The organism is Amycolatopsis rubida (genome assembly GCF_900115345.1).
GTDB classification, from domain to species: Bacteria; Actinomycetota; Actinomycetes; order Mycobacteriales; family Pseudonocardiaceae; genus Amycolatopsis; species Amycolatopsis rubida.
This window is the reverse complement of sequence record NZ_FOWC01000011.1, coordinates 19,905-45,399: the sequence shown is the minus strand read 5'-3', so window position 1 is coordinate 45,399 and position 25,495 is coordinate 19,905. Positions and strand designations below refer to the sequence as shown.

Genomic DNA, 25,495 nt, shown 5'->3' with positions numbered 1-25,495 from the left:
TACGCCGGTGCGGCTGGCAGTGCTCGTGCCCGGCGGTTCTGGCCAGCTCGGCCGGGACCTGGTGAATTCCGCGGGCCCGGAAACCGAGGTGCTCGCGCCTTCGTCGGCGGAGCTGGATGTCACGGCTGCCGGCCAGGTGATCGCCGCGGTCGGGGAATTGGCTGAACGGGCCTCGGCTGCTGGCGCGGTGCCGGTGGTGATCAATGCCGCGGCGTATACGGCGGTTGACGCGGCGGAATCGGATGAGGCTCGGGCGTTCGCGGTGAATGTGGACGGGCCGCGGGTGTTGGCGGCGGCTTGTACCTCGCGGCGGGTGCCGTTGATTCACCTTTCCACGGATTATGTTTTTCCCGGGGATGGGGATCGGCCTTATGCGGTGGATGATGTTTTGGGGCCGAAGAATGCCTATGGGCGGACTAAGGCTGCCGGGGAGGATGCGGTACTCGGGTCGGGGGCGTCGGCCTGGGTGGTGCGGACCAGTTGGGTTTATGGGAAGACCGGGGCTAATTTCGTCGAGACGATCCGGCGGCTGGAGTCGGAGCGGGATCAGTTGTCCGTGGTGGATGACCAGGTGGGGGCGCCTACCTGGTCCGCTGATTTGGCTCGTGGCCTGTGGGAGCTGGCCGAGGCGGTCGCTTCCGGCCGGGGGCCTGCCGGGAAGGTCCTGCATTGCACCGGCGGCGGCGAGACTTCTTGGTACGGGTTCGCCCGGGCCATCTTCGAGGAGATCGGGGCGGATCCTGAGCGGGTCAAGCCCTGCACTACCGAAGAATTCCCTCGGCCAGCTCCTCGCCCGGCATACTCCCTGCTGTCCAACGCTTCCTGGCAAGACGCGGGCCTGACTCCACTGCGAAACTGGCGGGAAGCACTGCACGCGTACGTCACGAGTGGTCAGCGCGCTACGGCCTGGCGGTAGGCGTCGAGAGTCCGCAGTGCGGTGCTGTGCCAGGTGAAGCTTGCCGCATGAGTTCTGCGGGCGGTGGAGGTGGCTAGGCCGTGCGGGTCTGTCACGGCTTGGCGTAGTGCTTCTGCGAGCCCGTCTACATCGTCGTAGGGAACCAGGGTCGCGCAGTCTCCCGCTACCTCGCGCAGAGCTGGGATGTCGGTGCACACGACGGGAACATCCGAGGCCATTGCTTCCAGGACGGGCAGGCCGAAGCCTTCGTCCCTGGACGGGAGAACCAAGGCGGCGGCACCGGCTACGACCGTGCGAAGGTCTACATCGGACAGATAGCCGGTCTGTCCGGACCGTGGCAGCCTGGGGAACGGGCCGGGGCCGGCGAAGACCAGCGGTGGCAGGTCCGGTGCGGCTGCGTGGGCGGCGGCTAACCAGTCAAGACCCTTGCGTGGCCCGGCGGCGCCAGCGAACAGCAGGTACTTCTCCGGCAACCGTAGCTTCGCCCGCACTCCGTCATCCGGCGGTCGGGCGGTGAACCAGGCTGGATTCACCCCGAGCGGAGTCGCGATGATCTTCGACCGATCGACATCCAGCTTCTCGGCGACGGAATCCGCGACGGCCTCGGTGGGCGTGCAGATGACATTCGCCCGGTGTGCGCCACGTCGGACCAGCTCCGGGAGAGTGCGGTCGGAGTGGGACAGTTCCTGAGGGGCGTCGAGGAAAGCCAGGTCGTGGATGGTCAGGACTCCGGCGGCGCGAAGGCGGCCGGGGAGAACGAAGTTCGTGCCGTGGACGACATCGGTTGGTCCGGCGAACAGCTCGACCGGGGGTAGCTGGGTGCGTAGCCAGGTGGCCCGCAGAAGCCTTGCGGAGACTGGCATTCCCCGAGCTTGTACGCCGTGTGGCAAGACATGCCGCAGTTTCCGCCAGCCCCGCAGGGTAAACGCGACTGCGCGAAGGTCCACTTCGGACATGGAAGCGAGTTCTTCGCTCAACGCGGCGGTGTACCGGCCAATGCCCGTCCGGGAGCCGAGCAGCGGGGTGCCGTCCAGCAGGACACGCAGCGGACGGTCAGCCACGGCGCAACCGCTCCCGCGCTACCTTCGTGACCCGTCCGGCTGCGCGCTTGGCCAGTTCGCCTGGGCCGCCGGCGGCGAGATATTCCCGCACCAGAGCCATATCGCGCCGTACCATCGCGGTGCCGCGTACGGGGTCGCTGACGGTGAGGTCGGCGCCGCCGGGCAACCGGTCCGCGGCGGGGCGCGGGTTGCGGCAGAACTCCACTAGGGGTTTCAGTGCCTCCGGCCAGGCGTATCGCTGCGCGACCACGCGGATCCGTTCGACGCAGGCGTCGGCGAATTCCCGGTCGTACAAGGACTTTTCCAGCGCGTCTGCCAACGCGCCAGCGTCTTCGGCGGGGACGACGACGCCGAGGCCCTCCGCGCGGACAAGGTCGGCGAACGCGTCACCGTCGGTCGTCACGATCGGCAAACCGGCCCACAGGTAGTCGAGAACCCGGGTGCGGAAAGCGAAAGTCGTCTCGACGTGTTCGTAGTGCGTGGTGACGCCGCAGTCGGCGTCGAGAAGCCAGTTCTGGCGATCCGAGTACGGGACCCATTGTTCGTTGAAGAAGACGTTCTTGTCCGTGAGGCCCAGCGAATCCGCCAGCCGCACGGTCCGGGAGCCGATGTCCATCTCGGCGACCTCGGGGTTCGGGTGCTTCATGCCGAGGAACACCAGACGGGCGTCGTCGCGGCGGTGGCGGAGGAGGTCGAAGGCGCGGATCAGGGTCAGCGGGTCGAACCAGCTGTAGACGCCGCCCGCCCACAGGACGACTCGGTCGGATTCGCCGATGCCGAGAGCGGAGCGCAGACCCGGACCGGTGCGCGTCGGGGCTTGCGGGGAGAGGCCGAACGGGACGACGGCGAGCAGGGACTGGGTGGTCGGGTCGGCGTCGTAGAGGCGCGGGGACAGGCGGCCGAGCGCGGCGAGGTGGCCCAGCCAGAAGTGGCGCTGGCGCTCTGAGGCGCAGAGGAAGAAATCGGCGCGTTCGAGCTGGGCGTCCAGAACGCGGGTGACGCCGGCCAGGTCGAGCGCGCGCTGGTCGTCCGGGGCGTCCTTGCCCTGTTCCAGCAGCTCCAGGTGCATCGGGTCGTAGACATCGGCGACGACGATCTTGTGCTCGTGCTGCTTCTTCAGCGACGGCGCCAGCTCCAGCACGTGTCCCTGAAGGATCACGACGTCCGCCCATTCGATCGGGCCGTCGAGGTCGCGGTGTTTGCCCGAGCTGACCTGGAAGGCCGCGGGCGGCGGCGAGACCAGCGGGTTGGTGGTCATGAGGTGCACGTCGTGCTCGGCCGACAGCGTCGAGGCGATGTTCCACGCCCGGATCGCCGGGCCCGCCATGCGCTCGGTGATCGAATCGCCGGTGAGGACAAGGATCTTGCGGCGCTGGCCGAACACGTCCTTGATGCCGAACGCTTCGACGAGGATTTCGTGTGCGCGAAGGTAATCCGGCAGCGGGTACGCGGGCTCAAGTGCCTTGCGCAGCAACGGAAGCAGGTCGGCGTCGGTCCGCACGCGCGCGGCTTGCTCGACTGCGCGGGACTCGGCCAGCGAAGGCATCATCTCGACGAATCGGTCCACTGCCAGCACCCCGGCGAGCGTGGTGCGCGGGACCGGGATTTCCGAGGTGTCGACGGGGCCGACGCCCTTTTCCAGATCAAGCTGGTCCGGGTCGATGCCGCCGCGTGCGGTCGCCCGGCGGACGGCCAGCGCGAGTGCCGCGGGCAGAGCGCGGGCCAGTGATTCGGCGGAGAGGTTCTTGTACAGCGCGGCCAGTGCGTTGCGTTCCAGCAGGAAGGTCTCGCGGCCGGTGTCGGGCGCGTCGACGGCGGCCATGGTGCCGTGGTGGCGGTGGTAGGTGAGCGATTCCGGCACGTAGCGGACGCGCCAGCCGCGCAGGTTGAGCCGCCAGCCGAGGTCGACGTCCTCGTAGAACATGAAGAAACGCTCGTCGAAACCGCCGAGTTCGGCGAACACCGACGCGCGCACGAACAGCGCCGAGCCGGTGCCGAAGAGGACGTCCTTGGCGACGTCGTGCTCGACCTCGGGCACATCCGCGAGCGGGCTGCCCGCGTGGCGCTTGTAGCCCATGCCGAACCAGGTCAGACCCGCGTCCACGAAGTCGGTGCCGGTGCCGTCCCAGTCGAGGACCTTGCTCGCCACCGCGGCGACGGTCGGCTGCGCGCGCAGTTCGGCGACGGCCGCGGAGACCCACGCCGGGGCGGGGCGGGCATCGTTGTTGAGGAAGCCGAGGACGGTGCCCTTCGCGTGCTGCGCGCCGAGGTTGCAGCCGCCCGCGAACCCGGTGTTGACCGGCGATTCGATGAGCCGCACGGCGGGCGCCGCGGCGCGGATGCGGGCCGCGTCGTCGCCTCCAGAAGCGTTGTCGACGCAGATCAGCTCGACATTCGCGTAATCCAGGTCGGTCCGCAGCGCCCGCAGGCAGGTGATGGTGTCCTCGGCGCCGCGGTAATTCACCACGATCACCGAGACGAGCGGTTGCGGGTCCCCCACTGCCAAGACGAGCTCCTCCGTCGAATTTCCGCCCAGCTTAAAGGCCAGCCCAGGCATCCCAGATCGCGCCTCGGCCCAGCGCCGAGATCCGGCTCACGCGACCGCGTTCCCGCAGCGTGCGGGGGAGCCGGAGGACAACCTCCGCCAGCACCCGCACACGCAGCGCGGGATCGAAGTTCGCCGCGCCCGGGCGGTGCCGGCGCAGCGGAAGCACAGCGGTGATCGCGGCGAAGCGGGCCAGTTCCCGGATCGCGACTTTCGCAGGTGCGCAGCGCAGCAGCATGAGCAGTCGGTTGCGTTCGTTCCAGCGGTGAAATTGCGGCGAACCGGGGTTCGTGCTGGCGCCGTGCAGGTGCTGGACCCGTGCTTTCGGCGCGGCGGCGACGTGCCATCCGGCCAGCCGCAGCCGCCACGCGGTGTCGGTGTCCTCGTAGTAACAGAAGAAGCTCGCCGGGACGCCCCCGACCGCGCGCACGGCGTCGGCGCGCAGCAGTGCGGCACCGCCGCAGAAGCCGAAGACCTCGTCGCTGGGTTCGGTGAGGTCGGCACCATGGCCGTCGGCGGTGAGCCGGACACCGGTGGACTGAGTGCTGCCGTCGGGCAGTTCGAGCCGGGAGGTGACGGCGGCGGCGAGCGGCTGGCTGTCGAGGGTGTCTTCGAGGTTGGCGAGCCAGTCCGGCTCGGGGGCGGCGTCGTCGTTGAGCCAGGCGACGCGCGGGGTGTCGATGCGTTCGAGCGCGTGGGCCATCGCGCCGGCGTAACCGGTGTTGCGACGGAGCCGGAGCACCTCCGGATGGCTGGGGTGCGCGGCGAGAATCGTTGCGGTGCCGTCGGTTGAGGCGTTGTCCACCACGAGTGTCCGATGTGGACGATCCTGGGCGGCGAGCGCGTCGAGGCACGCGGTGAGGTGGGCTGCCCCACGCCAGGTCACCACGACGACGGTGGTGCCGGATTCCGCGCTGGTCACCTGGGAGAGAATAGCGGCGTGCCCGAACTGGTCGTGATCGCCGAGCAACTGCTCGCCCCCGTTCCGGGTGGCACCGGCCGGTACACCGCCGAACTGCTGCCCGCGCTCGCCCGCACCGCGCCGCCCGGCTGGACCGTGTCCAGCGTGGTCGCGCGGCACGCGGACGTCTCCGCCGCACGGATCGAGGGGGTCGAAGGGCCGCGCGTGCTGCCGCTGCCGCCGAGGGCGCTGGTCGCGCTGTGGCAGCTGGGCCTGCGCTGGTGGCCGGGCGGTGACGCGGTGCACGCGCCGACCCCGTTCGCGCCGCCCCGTCCCCCGGCTGGGCGAACACTGACCGTCACCGTGCATGACACGGTGCCCTGGACGCATCCGGAGACCCTGACCGCGCGCGGCGTCAGCTGGCACCGGTCGATGATCGCGCGGGCCGCGCGGCGCTCGTCCGGGCTGATCGTGCCGACCCGAGCGGTCGCCGACGAGCTGGCGGTGCTGCTGGACGTGGACGTCCCGGTGCGGGTCGTGCCGCACGGGGTGACCGTGCCGGAGGGGGCTGCTCAGCTTGACCTGCCGTCGCGGTACGTGCTGGCGGTCGGGACGATCGAACCGCGCAAGGGCATGGACGTGCTGGTCGACGCGGTGGCGCAGCTCGACGGCACGGACGAGGCCGGCGACGTCGGCCTGGTGCTGGCAGGCCAGCCCGGCTGGGGCGGCATCGACCCGGTGCGGCTGGCGGCCGACCGCGGCCTGAAATCGGTGCGGGTCCTGGGGAAGGTGACCGACGCACAACTGGCGACCGCGCTGCGCGGGGCGAGCGTGCTGGCGGTGCCGAGCCTCGCGGAGGGCTTCGGACTGCCGCTGCTGGAAGCGATGGCGATCGGGGTGCCGGTGGTGCACACGGACGTCCCGGCCCTGGTGGAGGTCTCCGGCGGGGCGGGGCTGGTGGTGCCGCGCGGGGACGCGGACGCGCTGGCTCGGGCGCTGAAAGAGGTGCTGCTGTCGCCGGACAAGGCGGCGGAGCTGTCGAAACTGGGGCGCGAGCGGGCACGGACGTTCACCTGGCGGGCGGCGGCTGAGGCGGTGTGGGCGGCGCATCGGCGGGCGGGCTGACGGCGGGCTTGCGGGTGGGGTGGCGGCCGGGGCTTCGGCAGCTGCGTCGGCGGTCGGGTGCCGGGGTGCTGGCGAAGGTTCCGGCGCTGGTCGAACCCTCGGTGGTGGCCGGGCTGGCAGCGTCGCGAACCCTCGGTGGTGGCCGGGCTGGCAGCGTCGCGAGGCCGATGGCAGGCGGCGAAGCGGTGGAACTGTCGAAACTGGGCAGGGAGCGGGTGCGGGCGTTCGCGGGGCGCCGCGGCCGAGGCGACGTCGGCGGTCGGGCCGCCGGGTGCAGCTTGCGATCGACTTGACACGGTCGGGTGAACCCAGACGGGTGAGCGCAGGTGGGCGAGGGTGGCGGCGCCCGGAGTCGGCGGGAGTTTGCCGGTTCCTGACCTGTGCGGTGAGTGATCGCCGTACGCTGCACTCGTGACCGGTGATCCCCGTGTGCTGATCGACGCGACCGCGGTGCCCGCGGATCGGGGCGGGGTCGGCCGGTACGTGGACTCGCTCGTCGGCGCGCTCGACCAGGACGGGGCCCGGCTGACGGTGGTCTGTCAGCCGCGTGACCTGCCGCTTTACGGTCAGCTCGCGCCCAGTTCCCGAATCGTCGCCGCGTCGCCGGCGACCTCGACGCGCACCGCCCGGCTGACCTGGGAACAGGCCACCCTGCCCCGGCTGGTGCGCCGGCTCGCCGCGGACGTCGTGCACTCGCCGCATTACACGATGCCGCTCGCCAGCGGGGCCGCTTCGGTGGTCACGCTGCATGACGCGACGTTCTTCACCGACGCGGTCCTGCACTCGTCAGTCAAGGCTCGGTTCTTTCGCGCGTGGACTGCCACCGCGCTGCGGCGGGGGACACTCTGCGTAGTTCCCAGTCACGCGACAGCGGTGGAGCTGGCCCGAGTGAGCCCAGTGCGGCACGCGGAGTTGGAGATCATCCATCACGGCGTCGACAGCGAACGGTTCCATCCGCCGTCCCCGGAGGAGGTCGCGGCGGCGCGGAAGGCGGTCGGGCTCGGCGCGACGCCGTACATCGCGTTCCTCGGGGCGCTGGAACCGCGGAAAAACGTGCCCGCGCTGATCCGTGGTTACGCCCGCGCGGTCGCCGGGCAGCGGGACGCGCCGGCGCTCGTGCTCGCTGGGCAGCCTGGCTGGGACACCCAGGTGGAGCGTGCGCTGGACGCGGTGCCGCACCGGCTTCGGGTGATTCGCGCGGGGTATCTGCCGTTCGGGACGCTCGCCGGGTTCCTCGGCGGCGCGGAGCTTGTGGCGTATCCGAGCCTCGGCGAAGGTTTCGGGCTGCCGGTGCTCGAAGCGATGGCCTGCGGTGCCGCAGTACTGACCACGCGCCGCCTCTCCCTGCCGGAAGTCGGCGGCGACGCGGTCGCGTACTGCGGTGTCGGTGCCGGCGATGTCGCCGCGGCGCTGACGGAGTTGCTGGCCGATCCGTCGCGTCGCTCAGTACTGGCTTCCGCGGCGCAGCGGCGCGCCAAGGAATTCTCGTGGACGACCACGGCGGATCGGCACCGCGAGGCTTACGGAAAAGCCTGGCATCAGCATTTGCGCAACCGTTAACAGAGGCCGTAAAGGGCTTCCGCGTTGGCGTGCGCGATCTTTTCCCGATCTTCCTCCTCGGGCAATTTCTCCAGGAATTCCGCGACAGCCGCGGCCTGGACCTGATGGAACGGATAATCGCCGGACAACAGGATTCGATCGGTACTCGTGTATTCGAGTGCGTTGCGCAGCATGCGCGGGACGAGCATTCCGCTGGTCGCGAGGTGAATGTTCGTGCGGAAGTACTCGGAGACGCGACGTTCGAGATGCGTGGCCGTGTGCGACAGGCTGTCGATGCGGTCCAGTGCGAAGAGGACCACCTCGCCCCAGTGGCCGAGGACGACCTGCAACTCCGGGAGGCGATCGAACGTTCCGCGCAGGATCAGCCGGATGACGGCGAGCCCGGCCTCGTAGTGCCAGCCGAGGCCGTACGTGGCCAGCCCGAGGTCGAGCTCCGGGCTGAAGCCGCTGTAGGAAGCCTGGCGGACTGACTCCACCGGGATCTGCGGGTGGACGAAGACCGGCCTGCCGAGTGCGGCGGCCGCGCCGAGCAGTTCGTCGTACGCGGGATCGTCCAGCGGGCGATCGCCGCTGCGGCCGTAGGACATGATCCCGACGTGCGCCGGATCCTTCGCGGTCCGTTGCAACTCGGCGAGTGCCGCGTCCGGATCGGACATCGGCAGGGTTGTCATGGCACGGAAGCGGTCGGGGTGCTTCGCGACGGCCTCGCTGGCGAGGTCGTTCGCTTCGCGGCTCAGCTCGATGCCTCGCGGGACCGGGCATCCGTGCGTTCCCGGCGGCGCGATCGAGAGGATCTGGACGTCGATGCCCGCCTCGTCCATCCACGCGACGCGCTGGTCGCCGATGTCGAGCAGTCGCCCGGGGAGGTCGCCCCGGTCGTTGTGCGCGACGCTCGGGTCTCCGGATTCGGTGCGCAGCATCCGGTCGATGCCGGGGGTGGTCCAGTGCTCCTCGATGGCGACGGTTTTCATCGGCCCCTCTTTATGGCTGGTGGTTTCGAGGTTACCAGTTTCAGTTAACCGGGCTGGGGCGTTCGCGGACGTGGTGGGCGACAGCGACCGCGACTCCGCTCGCGACGAAGAATGCGGTGACCGCCGGATTCATGGATTGAGACAAACTCGGCGCGCTTTCCGGACTTAATGCCCAAAGTGCGAGCACTCCGAGATAGACCGCGGCCAGTCCGGCGGACCACCAGCGCAGCGCACGCGGCTGGGAATTGCGCAGGCTGGAGACGAGAAGCGCGATCAACGGAATACCGGAGAGCAAGGCGAACTGTCCGAGGACGAGAGCCGGAACGGACCAGGCGGTGATCAGGATGGGCAGCGAGGCGCGGGACACGGTCATGACGATTCTCCTTCGCCGGATCGGGTTCAGTGGTGGCAGCGAGCTTCGGCGGCGGTCTTCAACTCGGCGAGCCAGAGGTCCAGGCCAGGGGCCAGGTACTTGATCGCGGTGGCCGGGTCGGCCTCGATCTGCTGGCCGGTCCAGCTTTCTTCGGTGCGGACGAGGACTCCGCCGCGCATCGGGACGAAGTTCCAGACGTGCGTTCCGTTGTCGATCCGCAGGCCCTGGCCGATCGCCGGGCCGGACCAGCGGATGCACTGGCCGGGCTTGACCTGGTGAACGGTCGAGGTGATGACCAGTGTGGTGGCCGGTGTCGAGGGTGTGGGCGGAGCGGGGGTGCTCCAGCGGAATCGCGAACCGGGGTGCAGGCGGCCGGGGTCGAGGCGCTTCATGCTCGTGACCGGCTTTTGCCAGCGCGGCCAGCTTTCGACACTGGTGTGCAGCCGCCACACGGTGCTCAGCGGGGCCTTGACGAAGGTTTCCGCGCGGTGCTGGAGCTGGGCGGCCGGGTCGATGCCTTTTCCTTGGCAGGTCAGGGAACTCGGGTGCGCGGAGGCGGCTTGGGCGGGTGCGGCGCCGAGCAGTCCGGCGGCGATCGGAAGGGCCAGCAGCGTGGCACGCAGGCGAGGCTTGGCATTCGGCATTGGTGAACTCCCTTAGTGGTAGTTAGTACCATTAACTATGGTTAAGACCATACAAGTTCGCGACCGTGAACGTCAATAGCGGAAGTGAAGGGGATTAACTACACTGGGCGCAGAGGAACGAAGGGGAACGGCCGATGACCGAACAGGCACCGCGAGAGCGCTACCGCGAGCAGGTGCGCGAGGAGATCAAGCAGCACGCGCGGCAGCAGATCGCCGAGGCGGGGCTGCCCGCGCTGTCGCTGACCGCGATCGCGAAGCAGATGAGCATGACCGTGCCCGCGCTGTACCGGTACTACCGCGGCCGGGACGAGCTGATCACCGCGCTGATCCGGGACGCGTTCCGGAGCCTCGCCGACACCGTCCGGGCAGCGGCGGATTCCGGGGCGGACCTGCTGGAACTGGCGCACGTCATCCGGGACTGGGCCAAGGCCGATCCGCAGCGCTACTTCCTCATCTACGGCACGCCAGTGCCCGGCTACCACGCGCCGCCGGACACGACGGCGATCTCCAACGAGGTCATGGAAGTCCTGATCGAGGCGAACGCGGCACTGGGCGAACCGGAATCGGCGACGACGTTCCACGTGCACCTGGAAACCCATCGCGAGTGGGTGGACAGCGACATCGCCGGAACCGGTGCGGTGCGGCGCGCGCTGTCCTTCTGGACCCGCCTGCACGGGGTCCTGTCGCTCGAACTGGCCGGCCACTTCACCGGGATGAAGTTCGACCCGGGCCTGCTGATCGACGACGAACTGGCGGAGCTGAAAGGCGGACCTGGGAATCACTGCGGGTGACCGGTTCGGTGGGCCGACGTAGCCGTCGGTGAGCAGTGGACAATGGCGCGGTGACTGAGCAGCGCACGTATGGTGACCGCGTCGGCGTCGTGACCGTGACCTACTTCCCCGGCGAAACGCTGGAGAAGTTCCTCGACACGCTCGACAAGGCGACTGACCGCGACGTGCACGTCGTCGTCGCCGACAACGCGTCCACCGACGGCGCTCCGGAGAAGGCCGCCGAACGCGAGAACGTGACGCTCGTCAGCATCGGCGAGAACGTCGGATACGGAACGGCCGCCAACCGCGGCGTCGCGGCGCTCGACGACAGCTACGGCTGGGTCGTCGTGGTCAACCCGGACCTGGAATGGGAGCCGGGTTCGCTCGACGCGCTGATCGAGGTCGCCGGGCGCTGGCCGCGCGGGGCGGCGTTCGGGCCGCTGATCCACGACCTCGACGGGACCGTCTACCCGTCCGCGCGGCTGCTGCCCTCGTTCGGGCGCGGGATCGGGCACGCCGTGTTCGGCAAGGTCTGGCCGGGCAATCCGTGGACCCGCGAGTACCGCCAGGAAAACGCCGCGCCCACCGAGCGCACGTCCGGCTGGCTGTCCGGCTCCTGCCAGCTCTTCCGGCGCGAGGCGTTCGACTCCGTCGGCGGCTTCGACACCCGCTACTTCATGTACTTCGAGGACGTCGACCTCGGCGACCGGCTCGCGAAGGCGGGCTGGCAGAACGTCTACGCGCCGTCGTCGAGCGTGATGCACATCGGCGGCCACTCGACGGCGCGCGCGTCGGCGAAGATGCTGCGCGCCCACCACGCGAGCGCCTACCGCTACCTCGCCGACCGGCACCAGGGACTGCTGTGGAAGCCGGTGCTGGCGGCGGTGAAGCTGGGGCTGGCGCTGCGGGTGAAGCTGGAGACCCGCAAGGGCTGACAGTCCCGTGCCGGGGACTCACCCCGGGCAGATCCGTGCCCGCAGGTCCGGGAGGGAACCCCGAGGGAATCAGATTCCCTCGGGGCTCCCTCCCGGACAGCAAGACCCGACGTCCGCCGACCTGGGCCGACGCACCGCGAGCGTGCCCGTAGCACTGCCTTGAGCCGCAGGCATTGGGCGGACGGTCCGCAAAGGACATCCGGGCAACCGGCGTGCCTCCGGAACCGTCCGGATGCTCAGCCGCCGCAATACTTTGCGGTCGTAAAGATCGCTCAGCGGAGAAGCGACCTCCCGCACGGGAAGTCTCCCTGGGCAATCCGGGCAACCCGGGCCGGGGGAGACCCCGCGAGGATCACAGCCCGTCGAGCCGCCGGGACAGATTGGACCGTCCGCTGTTCTGCTTGACCGTCGGGACCAGGCCGGTCATTTCCTCCTCGGCCGGTTCCTTCAGCGGGCTCGCCACCGGCTTCGCCTGCGGGCGCGGGACCAGCGGCGTCGTCGTCTGCGGACCGGCCGGGCTCGGCACCGCCGGCTGCGGTGCGGTGTTCTGCGCCCCGGGGATTTCGAGCGGCCGCGTCGGCGTCGGCTGGGCCAGCGGATGCGGCGACGGCTGGGTGCGCGTGCCGCCTGCCAGCGGATGGTCGTTCTCTTCGATCAGCGACGCGGGCAGCTGCGTCGTCGTGTCGGGGTCCAGCCCGGAGACCACCGAGGCGGAGATCTGCTGGGTACTGGAGGCATCCATCGGAGACGTCATGTTGTCCGGCGTCACCACGAAGGCGCCGCGGGATCGTGCGCGTGCGAGCAAAGCGTCCGCGCGATCGCGGGGGTCCATTCCCCTCGGCCTCCCGACTGACCCGGGGCCTCTAGGGAAAGGCCCGCCTGTTTCCTGTCTAGGGTAGGCCCTCGGGGCCCGCGCCGCCCACGTTTCCCGCGGCTTGTCGCTCAGCGGTGCGTGATACAAAGGAGATTTCTGTGACGTCCGAGGTCGAGGTGGACGCCGTCGTACTGGTCGGCGGCCAGGGCACGCGGCTGCGCCCGCTCACGCTGTCCGCGCCGAAGCCGATGCTGCCGACGGCGGGCACGCCCTACCTGAGCCACCTGTTCTCCCGCATCCGCGCGGCCGGGATCCGGCATGTGGTGCTCGGCACGTCGTACCGGGCCGAGGTGTTCGAGGAGTACTTCGGCGACGGGTCCGCGCACGGCCTGGAGCTTGAGTACGTGGTGGAGGAGGAACCGCTCGACACCGGCGGCGCCATCCGCAACGTCTACGACCGGCTGCGCGCCGACCACGCGATCGTCTTCAACGGCGACATCCTCTCCGGGGCTGACCTGCACGCCCAGCTGCGCACCCACCTCGACTCCGGCGCGGACGTGACGCTGCACCTCCAGCGCGTCCCGGACCCGAGCCGCTTCGGTTCGGTGCCGACCGATTCCGGCGGCCGGGTCACCGCCTTCCTGGAGAAGACGCCGAACCCGCCGACGGACCAGATCAATGCCGGCTGCTACGTCTTCCGCCGACCGGTGATCGAGACCATCCCGTCCGGGCGGCGGGTGTCGGTCGAACGCGAGACGTTCCCCGGGCTCCTCGAAAATGGCGCGCATCTGCATGGATTTGTCGATTCTTCGTACTGGCTCGACGTCGGCACCCCGGAAGCGTTTGCCCGCGGCAGCGCGGATCTGGTTCGCGGCGTCGCGCCCACTTCCGCGCTGGCCGGGCCGACCGGCGACTTTCTGGCGCTGGACGGGGCTTCCATCTTCACTGGCGCGAAGCTCACCGGCGGCACGACGATCGGTGCGCGGGCCGTCGTCGGGAAGGATGCGGCAGTGTCCGGTTCGGTCGTGTTCGACGACGCGGTGATCGGCCCGGCTGCGATTGTGGAGAATTCGGTGCTGGGCCGCGGGGCGCAGGTCGGCGAAGGCGCGGTGCTGCGCGGCGTGGTCCTCGGCGACGGCGCGTCGGTGGGGGCTCGCTGCGAACTGCTCGACGGCGTGCGGATCTGGCCCGGCGTTTCGGTGCCGGACGGCGGCATCCGGTTTTCGAGCGACGCGTGATGGAGTGGCGTCCGGGGTTTCCGGTGGATCTGGCGCAGGTGCTGGGTCCGCTGAGCCGCGGGCGCGGGTCGCTGAACTTCCGGCGCGACCGCGGCGTCTGGTGGCTGGCCGCGAACACGCCCGGCGGCAAGGGAACACTGGCGCTGCTGCACCGCCCGGACGGCGTCGTCGAGGCCGAAGCTTGGGGCGAAGGCGCGGATTTCCTGCTCGACGGCGTGCCCGCACTGCTTGGCGCGGACGATGACGACACCGGATTCGTCGCGCACCACGACGTGATCGCCGCGGCTCGCCGCGACACCCCCGGGCTGCGACTCGGCTCGACCGGGCGGGTGTGGGACGCGCTGGTGCTGGCGATTCTCGAACAGAAGGTGAGCGGCAAGGAAGCGATCCGGTCGTGGGCGGAGCTGTGCCGGTGGTTCGGCACGCGCGCCCCCGGACCGGGCCCGGACTTCCTGCGGGTACCGCCGGATCCGATCGCGATTCGGTCCATTGTGGACTGGAACTGGCACAGAATCGGCGTGGACGCGAAGCGCCGCACGGCCTTGATCGAGGCGGCCCGGGTGGCCCCGCGGCTGGAGGAAGCGGTGCGGCTGCGCGGGGCGCAGGGACGCGCGCGGCTGCGGAAGGTGCGGGGCATCGGGGTGTGGACGGCGGCGGAGATCGCCCAGCGCGCGTGGGGCGATCCGGACGCGGTCAGTTTCGGCGACTACAACATTCCGGCAGTGGTCGGGCACACGCTGCTCGGGCGGAAGATCGACGACGAGGAGATGGCGCGGCTGCTCGCGCCGTACGCGCCGCAGCGGCAGCGCGCGATCCGGTATTTGGGGGCGGCCGGGGCCCGGCGGCCGAGGTTCGGGCCGCGGATCGAGCTGCGGGATTACCGGGCGATGTGAGTCAGCGCGGCGGGTGCCTGCCGGGCCGGTAAGGAGCCGGACTGCGGCGGCGCTGCGCTCTGGCTACTGACCGGGGCTCGCGGCGGGTACGGATACTGCGGGTTTTGCGGCTGGACACCGGGCTGCGGCGGGTACTGAGCGCCGGGCTGGGGTTGTGCGGCGTTCGGGTACGGCGGGCCTACCGGCGGATAGCCGGGCTGTTGCGGGCCGGGCGGGGGATAACCGGGGTAGCCCTGGCCGGGAGGCGGATAACCCTGCCACGGAGGGAAGTAGCCCGGCGGCGGGCCTGGTTTCTTCCTGGACGAAGCCCGCGCCGCCACCACGGTCGCGACCACCAGGCCAGCCACCAGCAGCAGGACCATGAGATGCCAAGGCTGTACAGCCACGATGAAATCCTCCCCTGGGCGAGGACTCATCGTAGGCCGCTCCGCCGGGTTCGCGCAGTGGAATGGATCAGCCCTGCGGTGGCCGCTTACGCCGTCCCACCGTGAATTTCAAGACCAGCATGACGACCAGCAGCAGGATCAGCGCACCCGGCAGGACGTAGTTCAGCAGGGGTATCCCGTCAGATCGGGCATGGACAAACTCAGGCTAGATCCTCGCCGCAGTCAGCGCAGGGCAGCCGCCGCGATCGCTACGCCTTGTTCGGCCGACAAACCCAACCCCCGGATGACCTCGGCGTACGTGGCCGCGGCGGCTTGGGCCCGGGACAGCGTCTCGTCACCGGTCGCGCCGACGAAAGTGCCTGCTCTGCCTCGGGTTTCCAGCAGTCCGGCTTCTTCGAGTTCCCGGTATGCGCGCGCGACGGTGTTCGGTGCGATGCCCAGTTCCGCGGCCAGTCCGCGCACTGTCGGGAGTTTCGTGCCGACGGCAAGGGTGCCGTCGTTGATCTGGCTGGCCAGTGAGGTCCGGACCTGTTCGAACGGCGGAACAGCCGAAGCCGGGTCGTAGCTGATGCTCATCGTTGCCGCCGCTTTCGTCGGATGCTCACCACAATGCCCAGCGCCAGTAGCGCGAACGCCACCGCGAAGCCGATCAGCACCACCCATCCGCTGATGGCGACGCCGGTGTCGCCCGGGTGCAGGTGCGGTCGCGCCAGGTCCATGCGTCCAGGTTAACGGGCGGCGGCGATCAGTTCGGCCAGATCTTCCGAACCCGCGGGCAGCGCGTCGACCGGCCACCAGCGCAGGTCGTCGGATTCTTCGCTGCGCACGGGTTCCGCGCCGGGCGGCGCGTGCACGACATAACGGACGTCGAAATGCCGCGTCGGGACGCCGAGGGAGCAGGTGATCGGGTGGACGTCCAGGTGCACGGGCGTTTCGCCGATGAGCAGGCCGCTCATGCCGGATTCCTCGGTCGCCTCGCGCAGGGCGGCCGCGGACAGGGACGCGTCGGACGGCTCGCAATGCCCGCCGAGTTGCAGCCAGCGGCCGACGCGCGGGTGCAGGGTCAGCAGGACCTGCGTGCCGGTCGAGTCGAGGACCACTGCGGACGCGGTCAGGTGCCCGGCCTCGCAGGAACGCTGGCAAGTGTCCGAACGCGACGCCAGGAAGCCGAGAAACGCTTGCCGCAGCGATTCTTGCGCCGCGGCCGCGGGCTTCCATTCGGTCAGCGCGGTGACGGCGGATTCGTGCAGGGTCATCGTTCGATCAGCCAATCGCCGGGGGAAAGCGGTCCGCGCGGGGGAGCGGGTTCGGCCGGGTGCCCGACGGCGACCGCGCCGAGCGGGTGCCACTGGTCGTCCAGGTCCAAAGTGGACCGGACCAGATCAGCGGCGAAGATGGTCGAGCCGATCCAGCACGAGCCGAGGTCTTCGGCGGCCAGCGCGACCAGCAGGCCTTGCACGGCAGCGCCGGCGGCGACGGTGAACATGGTGCGTTCGTGCCGGTTTCGCCGCTCGTCGCGGTAGGTGTGCGCGCCTTCGGGCAGCAGGAACGGGATGACCAGTTCCGGTGCGCGGTAGAGAATGTCGCCGCGCGACAGGCGTTTCGCGATCTGCTCAGGAGTGAAGCCGTCGCTGGTCAGGTCGGATTCCCAGGACGCGCGCATCGCGTCGAGGAGCTTGCGGCGCAGGCCTTCGTCGCGCAGCCAGAGGAACCGCACGGGATGCGTGTGGTGCGGCGCGGGCGCGGTCAGTGCGGACGCGACCGCGCGACGCATGGCTTCCGGGTCGACGGGCTCGTCGCTGAACTGCCGGACGGAACGCCGGTGCGGCACGGCTTCCCGGCGGCCCTGCGCGATGGATTCGCTGGTGCCCAAGCGAAAGAGATCGGTTTCGCTCGGGCGGATCAAGTCCCGCGCGGTGGATCCGTCGTCGTGGATCCGCAGTCCGCGCACCACCGCCACCGGCAGTCCGCCCAGCTTGCCCTTCACCAGATCCGCCGCGGCGGCGATCTCGTCCGCGACCGCGATTTCCGTAACGGCCAGCTCGTTTCCCTGCGAATCGACCTCTCCGGCGTACCCGTGCAGCACGCGCAGGCCGGACGTGCCGATCGCGGCGTCGGTTTGGCCGACGCGCCAGGCCCGGCCCATGGTGTCGGTGACGACCACGCCCACCTCGACGCCAAGCCGTTCCCGCAATCCGTTGCGCAGCGCCAAAGCCGACGCGTCCGGGTCCGCGGGCAGCAACGCCACCTCGTCGCCGCGCACGTTCGACGCGTCGATCCCGGCCGCGGCCTGCACGATGCCCAGGTTGTTTTCGGTGATCAGCGTGCGCGCGATCCGGGCGACCACCCGTACCGATTCTTCCTCGACCAGCTTGCGCCGGGCCGCGTCGCGCGCCTCGGGGTCGCTCGGCACGCGTACGAGCCGGCCCTCGATTTTCGAGAACGCCTTGCTGGTCACCACGACCACGTCACCGGAACGCAGCCACGGCGCGGCGGTCACGATCGCGCCGGTCAGGTCGTCTCCGGGACGGAACTCCGGCAGCCCGGGGACCGGCAGGATCTCGATCTTCCGCGAAGCGTGATCAGCCAAGAGAGACTCCAGCCACGTCGAGCGCCGCGCGGACCATGTCCGCCGTCGCGTCCACATCGGACATCAGCAGCGGCACCGCGCGCACGTCCACGCCGGGCACCGTGACCTCGTGATCCTCCGGCGCGACGAGCCAGCCGTCGAGCACGCCGCCGTCGGTACGCGCTCCGTAGTGGCGGCCGACCGCCTCCGCGGAGGTCTCCACGCCGATCGCGGTGAGGCACGCGTCGGCCATGCCGCGCAACGCTTTCCCGCCGATGATCGGCGACACCCCGACGACCTTGGCGCGAGTTTTCCGCAGGGCGTCGCGCACCCCGGGCACCCCGAGCGTCGTGCCGACCGAAACGACCGGATTCGACGGCGCGAACAGCACGACGTCCGCCTCGGCCAGTGCCGCCAGCACGCCGGGGCCGGGCTTGGCCTCGTCGTTGCCGACCGCGACGATCGAATGCGCGGGCACACCGGCCCGGTAGCGCACCCACCACTCCTGGAAGTGCACGGCCTTCTGCTGCTCCGGCTGGTCCGGATCGTCGATCACGACGTGCGTTTCGACCCGGTCGTCCGACATCGGCAGCAGCCGCACACCGGGCTGCCAGCGGTCGCACAGCGCCTCGGTGACCTGGGACAGCGGATAGCCCGCGCGCAGCATCCGTGACCGGATGAGGTGGGTCGCGATGTCCTTGTCGCCGAGCCCGAACCAGGTCGGCTCCGCGCCGTAGGCGGCAAGTTCCTCCTTGACCGTCCACGTCTCGCCCGCGTGGCCCCAGCCGCGTTCGGTGTCGATGCCGCCGCCGAGGGTGTACATGCAGGTGTCGAGATCCGGGCAGATGCGCAGGCCGTGCATCCACACGTCGTCGCCGGTGTTCACCAGCGCGGTGATCTCGTGCGGAGACTCGCCCGCGCCGATCGCGGGAAGTCCGAGTGCGGTTTTGACCCCGAGCAGGAAGCGGGCGCCGCCCACCCCGCCAACCAGTACGACGATCTTCACGACTGGCGATCCTCGCACGTCCGCGGCGCCGGGCCCCAGTACCGGTACCTGTGGTGCTCCGAACAGCCCAGCGCGGAATACAACGCGAGCGCGCCGGCGTTGCCCACCGCCACTTGCAGGATCCACTTGCCGGCACCGTGCGCGCGGCCCCAGCCGGCGAGCGCGTGCAGCACCGTGGTGGCGAGGCCGCGGCGGCGAAACTCCGGTGCGACCGCGAGACGGGCGACGTGCAGCCAGTCGTCGACGATGGCCCCGCGCACCGCGCCTGCGGTGATTCCGTCGGCCAGCACGACGCCGTAGCCGACCTTTCCGGTGGTCACGACGTGCCGCTGGCGGAACTCGGCTCGGTGGTGTTCTCGGCCAAGTCCCACCATTCCGGCGACGCCTGGTCGAGGACCTCGGCACCGCGCGAGGGCCCGGACGGCAGTGGACCGGTCAGTACCGACACCTGGTGCCCGGCGGCGTGCTCGACCTGTTCGCGCCAGCCCGCCGCGGCCACCGCGCGCTCCAGATCGCTGTCTTTCAGCACCTGGACCGCGGGCGGGATGCCACGATCGTGGGCGAAGTCACACGCCGCCGCGAGCGCGTCCGGGACCGGACGGCCGGGGTCGCCGACGGCGAGTGTGCTGTTCGCGCGCCCGGTGAAGCCGTCCGCCCAGCGCAGAGTCCAATCTCCGAGCGGCTCCTCGACCACCGCTGGCCAGGCTTTCGCACACACGATTTCGAGCTTTTCCCGGGAGTTCACGGTTAGATTGTGACGGAGAGAGCTGTCCCGTTCCGCAGGAGAACCCCATGAGCTACGCGCGCAAGGACGACCGGCACAACGACGAGCTTGTCGACGAGATCGCCGATGGCTTCAAGCGGACTCTCGAAGAGAAACGCGAGGACGGCAAGCCCGCCGGCCCCGCGTTCACCATTACCGGCGATGCCCGGAACGCGCCGAAACCGCGTCGCCGGGACCGCTGAGCGGCGCGGATCCGCCCCGTTTCCAGGGGTGGGATAAGGGTCGCCTAACCACCACCGGGGGCCGGGGAAGCGCGTAATGTCCGCACCGACCGGCCCAGCAGGAGAAGCCAGGAGTACGCAGTGACCTACGTGATCGCCGAGCCCTGCGTCGACGTGCTCGACAAGGCGTGTATCGACGAGTGCCCCGTGGACTGCATCTACGAGGGCGAGCGGATGTTGTACATCCACCCGGACGAGTGCGTCGACTGCGGCGCCTGCGAGCCGGTCTGCCCGGTCGAGGCCATTTACTACGAGGACGACGTCCCGGACAACTGGTCCGACTACACCAAGGCGAACGTCGACTTCTTCAACGAGCTGGGCTCGCCCGGCGGCGCCTCCAAGGTCGGCAAGACCGCGCACGACCCGGGGTTCATCAAGGCTCTGCCCCCGCAGGGCGAATGACCCGGCTGCCCGACTTCCCCTGGGACTCGCTCGCCGAGGTCAAGGCCCGCGCGCAGGCGCATCCCGGGGGCATCGTCGACCTTTCCGTCGGCACGCCCGTCGACCCGGTGCCGGACTCGATCCGCGCCGCGCTCGCGTCGGTGTCGGAGATCCCCGGCTACCCGGCCACGCACGGCACGCCCGAGCTGCGTGAAACGGCCGTCGCGGCGCTGCGGCGGCGGTACGGGATCACCGGCGTCGAACCGGACGCCGTGCTGCCGACTATCGGCTCGAAAGAGGCTGTGGCCTGGCTGCCGCGGCTGCTCGGCTTCGGGCCGGGCGACGTGGTGGTCATCCCGGAGCTGGCGTATCCGACGTATGAGGTCGGTGCACTGCTCGCGGGCGCCGAGGTGGTGCGCGCGGACGGGCTGACCCAGCTCGGCCCGCGCCGCCCGGCGATGATCTGGCTGAACTCGCCGTCGAACCCGACCGGCCGGGTGCTCGGCGTCGACCACCTGCGCAAGGTGGTGGAATGGGCGCGCGACCGCGGCACCGTCGTGGTGTCCGACGAGTGCTACCTCTCGCTCGGCTGGGAGGCGGAACCGCTGTCGGTGCTGCATCCGTCCGTCCACGGTGGACAGACCGACGGCCTGCTCGCGGTGCATTCGCTGTCCAAGTCGGCGAACCTCGCGAGCTACCGCGCCGGATTCGTGACGGGCGACCCGGCGCTGGTGAAGAACCTGCTGGAGGTGCGCAAGCACGCCGGCATGATCGTGCCGCGTCCGGTGCAGCAGGCGATGGTGGCCGCGCTGTCGGACGACGAAGCCCTTGCCGGGCAACGCGAACGTTACCGCGCGCGGCGGGTCGTGCTGCGGAAGGCGTTGCAGGACAACGGCTTCGAGATCCATTATTCCGAGGCCGGGCTGTATCTGTGGGCGACGCGCGGGGAATCCGCGCAGGCCACCGTGGAATGGCTCGCCGAGCGCGGGATCCTGGTCGCGCCGGGCACGTTCTACGGGCCCGCGGGTCGCGATCACGTGCGCGTCGCACTGACCTCGACGGACGAGCGCATCGAAGCGGCTGCGGAGCGGCTGGCACAGGGCTAGCGGACGCGCCGCCCGGCTCTCTCGGCTCCTGCTGACGTACGTGAGGGTTCCCCTCACGTACGCGCACCGGCGAGGCCGAGCCTGCCGACCGGTCCGGCGTGGGGTGTGCGGGGTTCAGTAGTCGCGGCCGGTGAAGCCGCGGTAGACGAACCGCGTCAGTGCCTCGATCGCTTCCTCGTCGGAGGGCTGCTTCCAGCCCGCCGGCGGCGGGGTCACCAGCCACATCTGCGCGAAGTTGTCGATCAGCTGGTACATCATCGCGATGGTGAGCTGGGTGTTCGCCGGAAGCCGCAAGCCGGCCGCGGTGACGTGCCGGAGGTGGCTCTCGACGTCCGAGGCCTGGGTGGCCCCGAAGTTCGCGTACGTGGCGGCGAAGTCCTCGTTCACCATCGCCGCCTGCCGCAGCGCGAGCATCGTGGGCGCGTTGGCGCGGTAGAAATCCCAGTACTGCCGCACGTGCCAGCGGACCGCGGCGGGGTCGCTGAAATCGGACAGATGGTCCTCGGCCATGGCCTGCTGGTCGCTGTCCTCGGCCAGGTCGGCCAGCAGCGCGATCAGCAGTTCCTCCTTGCTCGCGAAGTGGTTGTAGAACGATCCCGCGGCGCGGCCTGCCTCCTTGGTGATGTCGGTGATCTTCGTGTTCAGGTAGCCCTTGGCCGAGAACACGCGCTTGGCCGCGTCCTTGAGCGCCGTTTCCGTTTCGGCGGCTTTGCCCCGGCGGCTCGTCGCTGTCATCCGGCACCTCCCTTGACGCGAACGCTATCAGCGGGCATCCTGAATCCATATTCAGTGAATCTTAATTCAGTTAGATGGGAGAGGGCCATGACGGTACTGGTGGCGGGGGCGGGCCCGACCGGGCTCACGCTGGCGATCGAGCTGGCGCGGCGCGGGGTCGGCGTGCGAGTGGTGGACAAGGCGGAGCAGTACTTCGTCGGCTCGCGCGGGGACGGGCTGCAGCCGCGCACGATGGAGGTTTTCGAGGACCTCGGGGTGCTGGACGCGGTGCTCGCCGCGGGTGTGCCGCCGCATGAGATGCGCGTGTACCTCGACGGGGAGTTCACGATGGTGCGGCGGATGGCCGAGCCGGTCGAGCCGACGCCCGCGGTGCCGTATCCGAACGCCTGGTTCCTCGGCCAGTCGCAGACCGAGGGGATCCTCCGGGACCGGCTGGCCGAGCTTGGCGTACGGGTGGAGCTGAACACCGCGTTGGCCGGCTTTGCGCAGGACGAGGAGGGCGTCACCGCGGAGCTGTCTACGGGGGAGACGGTGCGCGTGGAGTACCTGGTCGGTGCGGACGGCGGGAAGAGCTTCGTGCGCAAGGCGCTGGGGATCGCGTTCGAGGGGACCACCGACGAGTCGATCCGGATGCTGCTGGGCGACGTCTCGGCGGAAGTGCTCGACCACGACTCGGGGTACTGGTTCGCGAAGGCGGACGATCCGATGTCCGGCGTCGCGTTCACGCCGCTCCCGGGGACGCCGTATTTCCAGTTCGCCTCCCCGATCGGCGACGGCGACACGGGCACCTCGCTGAGCGCGTTGCAGGAGCACCTGGACGCGGTGTCCGGTGGCGGGATCCGGCTGCTCGACCTGGCGTGGTCAACCGTGTGGCGGCCGAATATCCGGCTGGCGGCGGCATTCCGGCAGGGCCGGGTGTTCCTCGCCGGGGACGCCGCGCACGTACACCCGCCGACCGGCGGGCAGGGGCTGAACACCGGCGTGCAGGACGCGTACAACCTCGGCTGGAAACTCGCCGACGGATCGCCCGCGCTGCTGGACAGCTACGAGGCGGAACGGCGCGCGGTCGCGGCGCGGGTTCTGGGGGTGAGCACCGCGTTGCTGGAGAAGTACAAGGAGGGTGCTGAGGACGCGCACGAACGCGGGCCGGAGACTCAGCAGCTTGATCTGACTTACCGGGGCGGACCGCTGTCGCCGGTGGGCACGGGGACGTTGCGGCCGGGTGATCGGGCACCGGACGCGCCGCTCGTGGACGCGAACGGCAAGAGCGTGCGGCTGTTCGAGTTGTTCCAGGGTCCACATGCGACAGAACTGGTCTTCGGCGACGGGCCGCTCGGGACGGAGCATCCGGCGTACCGGATTCTGCCGCAGGGGGCGACGGCGCAGGGGGAATTCGTGGATGCGGGCGGGCATGCGTACGCGGCGTATGAGGGAGTGCCGGGGAAGCGGGTGCTGGTGCGGCCGGATGGGTATGTGTGGACGACGTCGTGAGTGTTAATCTCGGTTAGAACCGCGATAGCCACTCACGAGACGGCGTGCTCGGCGGCTTCGATGCGGTGCCATACGCCGAGCCAGGTGGCGCGGACGCGGGAGCGTTTGGCGAGTTCGTGTTCGACGATCCGGCCTGCTACGAAACCGATCTCGGCGTCCGCGTCGGCCAGTACGCCGCGCACCTTTTCCGCGGCGAAGACCGCGTCCTGGTGGTCGCCCAGAACGGTCTGGAACTCGCGAGTCGCCTTGATCAGTTCGGACAGCTTCCCGGCTTGCTTCTTCTTCGCCGCCGATCGGGCCAATTCGGCGGTATAGCGGAGTTTCTTGCCGTGGATGCGCAGCGCGTGCAGGTCGTCGTCCGGGGGATTCGGGGGCAGGGCGGCGACCGCGCGCGCCAGCTTCCGGTATGGCTTCCGTACGTCGGCGGCCAAACTGGGCTTCTCGGCCGGGGTCTCGTCGATCTCGTGCTCGGCGGTGCGGGACAACTGGGCGATGCCTTGCAGGAGGGTCGCGTACCGAGGGCTCGACAACGCCCGGTTCAGCCGGCGGCGGGCGGCGGTGCGTTCGGCGACGAAGCGGGACACCAGCCGTCGTCCGGCGGGCTGGTCTCGGACGTCGAAGCCGGCGATCACCTCGCGCAGGTGGCCGATCAGCACGTCGTAGTCGCGGACCTCGCCGAGGACCTGGCCCAGCCAGCCGAGGTCGGCGCGCACCGGTTCCGCGGTGGGGCCGATCAGCGCGCTCGACGATTTCAGCACGCTTCGCATCCGCCGTTGCGCGACGCGCATCTGGTGCAGTTCTTCCGGATCGGCCCCGGCCCGGGTGCCCGGTTCGCGGGACAGCAGTTCGCGCAGTTCGTGGTCGAGCTTGGCGCGGACGTGCGCGGCCGCCGGTGCCCCGGGTCGCGCCTTCGCCGGTTCGGCGGGGAGCCCGAGAGCGGCCGGCGTCGTCGGTTCCGGAGTACGGCGGCTGGTCGCTTCGGAAGTCACCTGGTTAATGGTAGGTGAACAGCGTTCGGATCGGAGTCCGCCGAAACAGCGAGAGGGTGCGCTTCCCGCAGCGGGAAGCGCACCCTCTCGAAGGCCGGATCAGTTGGCGTGCAGTGCTTCGTTCAGCTGGATGCCGACACCGCCGCGCGGCACGACCTCGACCGCGCCGGTCGCGGAGTTGCGCCGGAAGACGGCACCGGAGATGCCGGACAGCTCGCGTGCCTTGACCGTCTTGCCGTCGACCTCGACCTTGGTGCCCGCGGTGATGTACAGCCCGGCCTCGATCACCGAATCGTCGCCGAGCGAGATGCCCGCGCCGCCGTTCGCGCCGATCAGGCAGCGTTCGCCGACCGAGATCACCTCGGTGCCGCCGCCGGACAGCGTGCCCATGATCGACGCGCCGCCGCCGACGTCGCTGCCGTCGCCGACCAGCACACCCGCCGAGATACGGCCCTCGACCATCGACGCGCCGAGCGTGCCCGCGTTGAAGTTCACGAAGCCCTCGTGCATCACGGTGGTGCCGGACGCCAGGTGCGCGCCGAGCCGCACGCGGTCGGCGTCGGCGATGCGGACACCGGTCGGCAGCACGTAGTCGACCATCCGCGGGAACTTGTCCACGCCGTACACGGCGACCGCACCGCGCGACCGCAGCCGCAGCCGGGTCTGCTCGAAGCCCTCGACCGGGCACGGGCCGTGGCTCGTCCACACGACGTTGGCCAGCAGGCCGAAGATGCCGTCGAGACTCTGCCCGTGCGGCCGGACCAGCCGGTGCGACAGCAGGTGCAGGCGCAGATAGACGTCGTGGGCGTCGGCGGGCGCGGTAGCCAGGCTGCCGATCGTGACGCGCACCGCGACGACCTCGACACCGCGGTCGGTGTCCGGGCCGAGCAGCGCGGCAGCGGACTCGCCGAGCAGTTCGGTGGTCTGCTCCGCGGTCAGCCGCTCGGTGCCGCTGGTGCCTGCTTCGACCAGCTTCGGGTGCGGGTACCAGGTGTCCAGCACGGTCCCGTCGGAGGTGACGGTGGCCAGCCCGACGCCGACGGCGCCGGTCGTTTCGGGGTCAGGGGTCTGCTCGCTCACG

At 70.2% G+C, this 25,495-nt stretch carries 27 protein-coding genes and 1 pseudogene; 11 read left to right on the top strand and 17 right to left on the bottom strand.

All coding sequences use genetic code 11. The features are described 5' to 3' along the window. Positions 1-7 precede the first annotated feature (7 nt). Positions 8-916: a dTDP-4-dehydrorhamnose reductase gene (gene rfbD / locus BM362_RS32875; protein WP_093575841.1), complete on the top strand. Its 909-nt coding sequence runs from the start codon at positions 8-10 to the stop codon at positions 914-916. Here the strand turns inward: rfbD and BM362_RS32870 are convergent. The 3 genes from BM362_RS32870 to BM362_RS32860 are packed head-to-tail and all read right to left on the bottom strand — an operon-like array spanning position 892 to position 5,444. Further along, positions 892-1,977: a glycosyltransferase family 4 protein gene (locus BM362_RS32870; protein ID WP_067589913.1), complete on the bottom strand. Its 1,086-nt coding sequence runs from the start codon at positions 1,975-1,977 to the stop codon at positions 892-894. The two genes, rfbD and BM362_RS32870, sit on opposite strands and share 25 nt — an antisense overlap. Then, positions 1,970-4,483 carry a glycosyltransferase gene (locus BM362_RS32865; protein ID WP_067589916.1) on the bottom strand — a complete coding sequence of 838 codons (2,514 nt, stop codon included), beginning with the start codon at positions 4,481-4,483 and terminating at the stop codon, positions 1,970-1,972. The genes BM362_RS32870 and BM362_RS32865 overlap by 8 nt, the downstream gene beginning before the upstream one ends. A 31-nt stretch (positions 4,484-4,514) precedes the next feature. Continuing rightward, on the bottom strand, positions 4,515-5,444 hold the full coding sequence (locus tag BM362_RS32860; RefSeq protein ID WP_093575840.1) for a glycosyltransferase family 2 protein: 930 nt from the start codon (positions 5,442-5,444) through the stop codon (positions 4,515-4,517). A gap of 18 nt (positions 5,445-5,462) precedes the next feature. Here BM362_RS32860 and BM362_RS32855 point away from each other — a divergent pair, with 18 nt between their 5' ends. Next, positions 5,463-6,548: a glycosyltransferase family 4 protein gene (locus BM362_RS32855; RefSeq protein ID WP_093575839.1), complete on the top strand. Its 1,086-nt coding sequence runs from the start codon at positions 5,463-5,465 to the stop codon at positions 6,546-6,548. Positions 6,549-6,977: 429 nt separating this feature from the next. Next, positions 6,978-8,108, top strand: a complete 1,131-nt coding sequence (locus tag BM362_RS32845; RefSeq protein ID WP_067589922.1) for a glycosyltransferase family 4 protein — start codon at positions 6,978-6,980, stop codon at positions 8,106-8,108. On the opposite strand, the gene BM362_RS32840 is transcribed toward BM362_RS32845, so the two are convergent. The 3 genes from BM362_RS32840 to BM362_RS32830 are packed head-to-tail and all read right to left on the bottom strand — an operon-like array spanning position 8,105 to position 10,096. Further along, positions 8,105-9,079 (bottom strand): amidohydrolase family protein, encoded by a 975-nt coding sequence (locus BM362_RS32840; RefSeq protein ID WP_093575837.1) that lies wholly within the window; start codon positions 9,077-9,079, stop codon positions 8,105-8,107. The two genes, BM362_RS32845 and BM362_RS32840, sit on opposite strands and share 4 nt — an antisense overlap. 40 nt (positions 9,080-9,119) lie before the next feature. After that, positions 9,120-9,452 carry a hypothetical protein gene (locus BM362_RS32835; RefSeq protein WP_067589928.1) on the bottom strand — a complete coding sequence of 111 codons (333 nt, stop codon included), beginning with the start codon at positions 9,450-9,452 and terminating at the stop codon, positions 9,120-9,122. A 26-nt stretch (positions 9,453-9,478) separates the two neighbouring features. Next, entirely contained in the window at positions 9,479-10,096 is a 618-nt protein-coding gene (locus BM362_RS32830; RefSeq protein ID WP_093575836.1) for an SRPBCC family protein, read from the bottom strand. A 134-nt stretch (positions 10,097-10,230) separates the two neighbouring features. On the opposite strand from BM362_RS32830, the gene BM362_RS32825 reads away from it, so the two are divergent. Together BM362_RS32825 and BM362_RS32820 are read left to right on the top strand one after the other, a co-directional pair. After that, positions 10,231-10,887: a TetR/AcrR family transcriptional regulator gene (locus BM362_RS32825; RefSeq protein ID WP_067589934.1), complete on the top strand. Its 657-nt coding sequence runs from the start codon at positions 10,231-10,233 to the stop codon at positions 10,885-10,887. Between the two features lie 50 nt (positions 10,888-10,937). Beyond that, the gene (locus BM362_RS32820; protein WP_208865410.1) at positions 10,938-11,801 is read left to right on the top strand and encodes a glycosyltransferase family 2 protein; all 864 of its coding nucleotides are present in this window, start codon (positions 10,938-10,940) and stop codon (positions 11,799-11,801) included. Between the two features lie 352 nt (positions 11,802-12,153). On the opposite strand, the gene BM362_RS32815 is transcribed toward BM362_RS32820, so the two are convergent. Continuing rightward, positions 12,154-12,633 carry a hypothetical protein gene (locus BM362_RS32815; RefSeq protein WP_093575835.1) on the bottom strand — a complete coding sequence of 160 codons (480 nt, stop codon included), beginning with the start codon at positions 12,631-12,633 and terminating at the stop codon, positions 12,154-12,156. A 140-nt stretch (positions 12,634-12,773) separates the two neighbouring features. Between BM362_RS32815 and manB the strand changes: the two genes are divergently transcribed. Further along, positions 12,774-13,853 carry a mannose-1-phosphate guanylyltransferase gene (gene manB, locus BM362_RS32810; protein WP_067589940.1) on the top strand — a complete coding sequence of 360 codons (1,080 nt, stop codon included), beginning with the start codon at positions 12,774-12,776 and terminating at the stop codon, positions 13,851-13,853. Further along, a complete protein-coding gene (locus tag BM362_RS32805; protein ID WP_067589943.1) occupies positions 13,853-14,746 on the top strand; it encodes a DNA-3-methyladenine glycosylase family protein in 894 nt (297 codons plus the stop codon). The genes manB and BM362_RS32805 overlap by 1 nt, the downstream gene beginning before the upstream one ends. Here BM362_RS32805 and BM362_RS32800 read toward each other — a convergent pair. The 7 genes and pseudogenes from BM362_RS32800 to BM362_RS32770 form a co-directional block, all read right to left on the bottom strand. Further along, positions 14,731-15,132 carry a hypothetical protein gene (locus BM362_RS32800; RefSeq protein ID WP_208865409.1) on the bottom strand — a complete coding sequence of 134 codons (402 nt, stop codon included), beginning with the start codon at positions 15,130-15,132 and terminating at the stop codon, positions 14,731-14,733. The two genes, BM362_RS32805 and BM362_RS32800, sit on opposite strands and share 16 nt — an antisense overlap. 222 nt (positions 15,133-15,354) lie before the next feature. After that, a complete protein-coding gene (locus BM362_RS32795) occupies positions 15,355-15,708 on the bottom strand; it encodes a GntR family transcriptional regulator (protein WP_093575834.1) in 354 nt (117 codons plus the stop codon). Then, entirely contained in the window at positions 15,705-15,851 is a 147-nt protein-coding gene (locus tag BM362_RS32790) for an LPXTG cell wall anchor domain-containing protein (protein ID WP_093575833.1), read from the bottom strand. The genes BM362_RS32795 and BM362_RS32790 overlap by 4 nt, the downstream gene beginning before the upstream one ends. 9 nt (positions 15,852-15,860) lie before the next feature. Further along, the gene (locus BM362_RS32785; protein ID WP_067589949.1) at positions 15,861-16,388 is read right to left on the bottom strand and encodes an NUDIX hydrolase; all 528 of its coding nucleotides are present in this window, start codon (positions 16,386-16,388) and stop codon (positions 15,861-15,863) included. Further along, complete coding sequence (locus BM362_RS32780) at positions 16,385-17,779, bottom strand: coenzyme F420-0:L-glutamate ligase (protein WP_369805997.1); 1,395 nt, start codon at positions 17,777-17,779, stop codon at positions 16,385-16,387. The genes BM362_RS32785 and BM362_RS32780 overlap by 4 nt, the downstream gene beginning before the upstream one ends. Then, positions 17,715-18,707, bottom strand: coding sequence for a 2-phospho-L-lactate transferase (cofD, locus tag BM362_RS32775; RefSeq protein WP_067589956.1), 993 nt, complete (start codon positions 18,705-18,707; stop codon positions 17,715-17,717). The genes BM362_RS32780 and cofD overlap by 65 nt, the downstream gene beginning before the upstream one ends. After that, a pseudogene (locus BM362_RS32770) lies at positions 18,704-19,452 on the bottom strand (GNAT family N-acetyltransferase). The gene cofD and the pseudogene BM362_RS32770 overlap by 4 nt, the downstream one beginning before the upstream one ends. Positions 19,453-19,499: 47 nt before the next feature. On the opposite strand from BM362_RS32770, the gene BM362_RS47845 reads away from it, so the two are divergent. From BM362_RS47845 to dapC, 3 genes are all read left to right on the top strand, one after another. Next, positions 19,500-19,673 (top strand): hypothetical protein, encoded by a 174-nt coding sequence (locus tag BM362_RS47845; RefSeq protein ID WP_093575832.1) that lies wholly within the window; start codon positions 19,500-19,502, stop codon positions 19,671-19,673. Between the two features lie 120 nt (positions 19,674-19,793). Then, complete coding sequence (fdxA, locus tag BM362_RS32760) at positions 19,794-20,114, top strand: ferredoxin (protein ID WP_009072848.1); 321 nt, start codon at positions 19,794-19,796, stop codon at positions 20,112-20,114. Beyond that, positions 20,111-21,199, top strand: coding sequence for a succinyldiaminopimelate transaminase (dapC, locus tag BM362_RS32755; RefSeq protein WP_093575831.1), 1,089 nt, complete (start codon positions 20,111-20,113; stop codon positions 21,197-21,199). The genes fdxA and dapC overlap by 4 nt, the downstream gene beginning before the upstream one ends. A gap of 114 nt (positions 21,200-21,313) precedes the next feature. Here the strand turns inward: dapC and BM362_RS32750 are convergent, their stop codons facing one another. Next, complete coding sequence (locus tag BM362_RS32750; protein WP_093575830.1) at positions 21,314-21,934, bottom strand: TetR/AcrR family transcriptional regulator; 621 nt, start codon at positions 21,932-21,934, stop codon at positions 21,314-21,316. 87 nt (positions 21,935-22,021) lie between these two features. On the opposite strand from BM362_RS32750, the gene BM362_RS32745 reads away from it, so the two are divergent. Continuing rightward, positions 22,022-23,425, top strand: a complete 1,404-nt coding sequence (locus BM362_RS32745) for an FAD-dependent monooxygenase (RefSeq protein WP_093575829.1) — start codon at positions 22,022-22,024, stop codon at positions 23,423-23,425. Positions 23,426-23,457: 32 nt separating this feature from the next. On the opposite strand, the gene BM362_RS32740 is transcribed toward BM362_RS32745, so the two are convergent. Next, positions 23,458-24,414, bottom strand: a complete 957-nt coding sequence (locus BM362_RS32740) for a CHAD domain-containing protein (RefSeq protein ID WP_093575828.1) — start codon at positions 24,412-24,414, stop codon at positions 23,458-23,460. A 99-nt stretch (positions 24,415-24,513) separates the two neighbouring features. Beyond that, positions 24,514-25,494 carry a 2,3,4,5-tetrahydropyridine-2,6-dicarboxylate N-succinyltransferase gene (dapD, locus tag BM362_RS32735; protein WP_067590025.1) on the bottom strand — a complete coding sequence of 327 codons (981 nt, stop codon included), beginning with the start codon at positions 25,492-25,494 and terminating at the stop codon, positions 24,514-24,516. Position 25,495 lies beyond the last annotated feature (1 nt).

Coding starts and splice junctions, on each gene's coding strand:
- BM362_RS32840 (WP_093575837.1), bottom strand. CDS start 9,079: ATGAAAACCGTCGCCATCGAGGAGCACTGGACCACCCCCGGCATCGAC.
- BM362_RS32835 (WP_067589928.1), bottom strand. CDS start 9,452: ATGACCGTGTCCCGCGCCTCGCTGCCCATCCTGATCACCGCCTGGTCC.
- BM362_RS32830 (WP_093575836.1), bottom strand. CDS start 10,096: ATGCCGAATGCCAAGCCTCGCCTGCGTGCCACGCTGCTGGCCCTTCCG.
- BM362_RS32825 (WP_067589934.1), top strand. CDS start 10,231: ATGACCGAACAGGCACCGCGAGAGCGCTACCGCGAGCAGGTGCGCGAG.
- BM362_RS32815 (WP_093575835.1), bottom strand. CDS start 12,633: ATGGACCCCCGCGATCGCGCGGACGCTTTGCTCGCACGCGCACGATCC.
- BM362_RS32805 (WP_067589943.1), top strand. CDS start 13,853: ATGGAGTGGCGTCCGGGGTTTCCGGTGGATCTGGCGCAGGTGCTGGGT.
- BM362_RS32795 (WP_093575834.1), bottom strand. CDS start 15,708: ATGAGCATCAGCTACGACCCGGCTTCGGCTGTTCCGCCGTTCGAACAG.
- BM362_RS32790 (WP_093575833.1), bottom strand. CDS start 15,851: ATGGACCTGGCGCGACCGCACCTGCACCCGGGCGACACCGGCGTCGCC.
- BM362_RS32785 (WP_067589949.1), bottom strand. CDS start 16,388: ATGACCCTGCACGAATCCGCCGTCACCGCGCTGACCGAATGGAAGCCC.
- BM362_RS32780 (WP_369805997.1), bottom strand. CDS start 17,779: ATGTGGACGCGACGGCGGACATGGTCCGCGCGGCGCTCGACGTGGCTG.
- BM362_RS47845 (WP_093575832.1), top strand. CDS start 19,500: ATGAGCTACGCGCGCAAGGACGACCGGCACAACGACGAGCTTGTCGAC.
- dapC (WP_093575831.1), top strand. CDS start 20,111: ATGACCCGGCTGCCCGACTTCCCCTGGGACTCGCTCGCCGAGGTCAAG.
- BM362_RS32750 (WP_093575830.1), bottom strand. CDS start 21,934: ATGACAGCGACGAGCCGCCGGGGCAAAGCCGCCGAAACGGAAACGGCG.
- BM362_RS32745 (WP_093575829.1), top strand. CDS start 22,022: ATGACGGTACTGGTGGCGGGGGCGGGCCCGACCGGGCTCACGCTGGCG.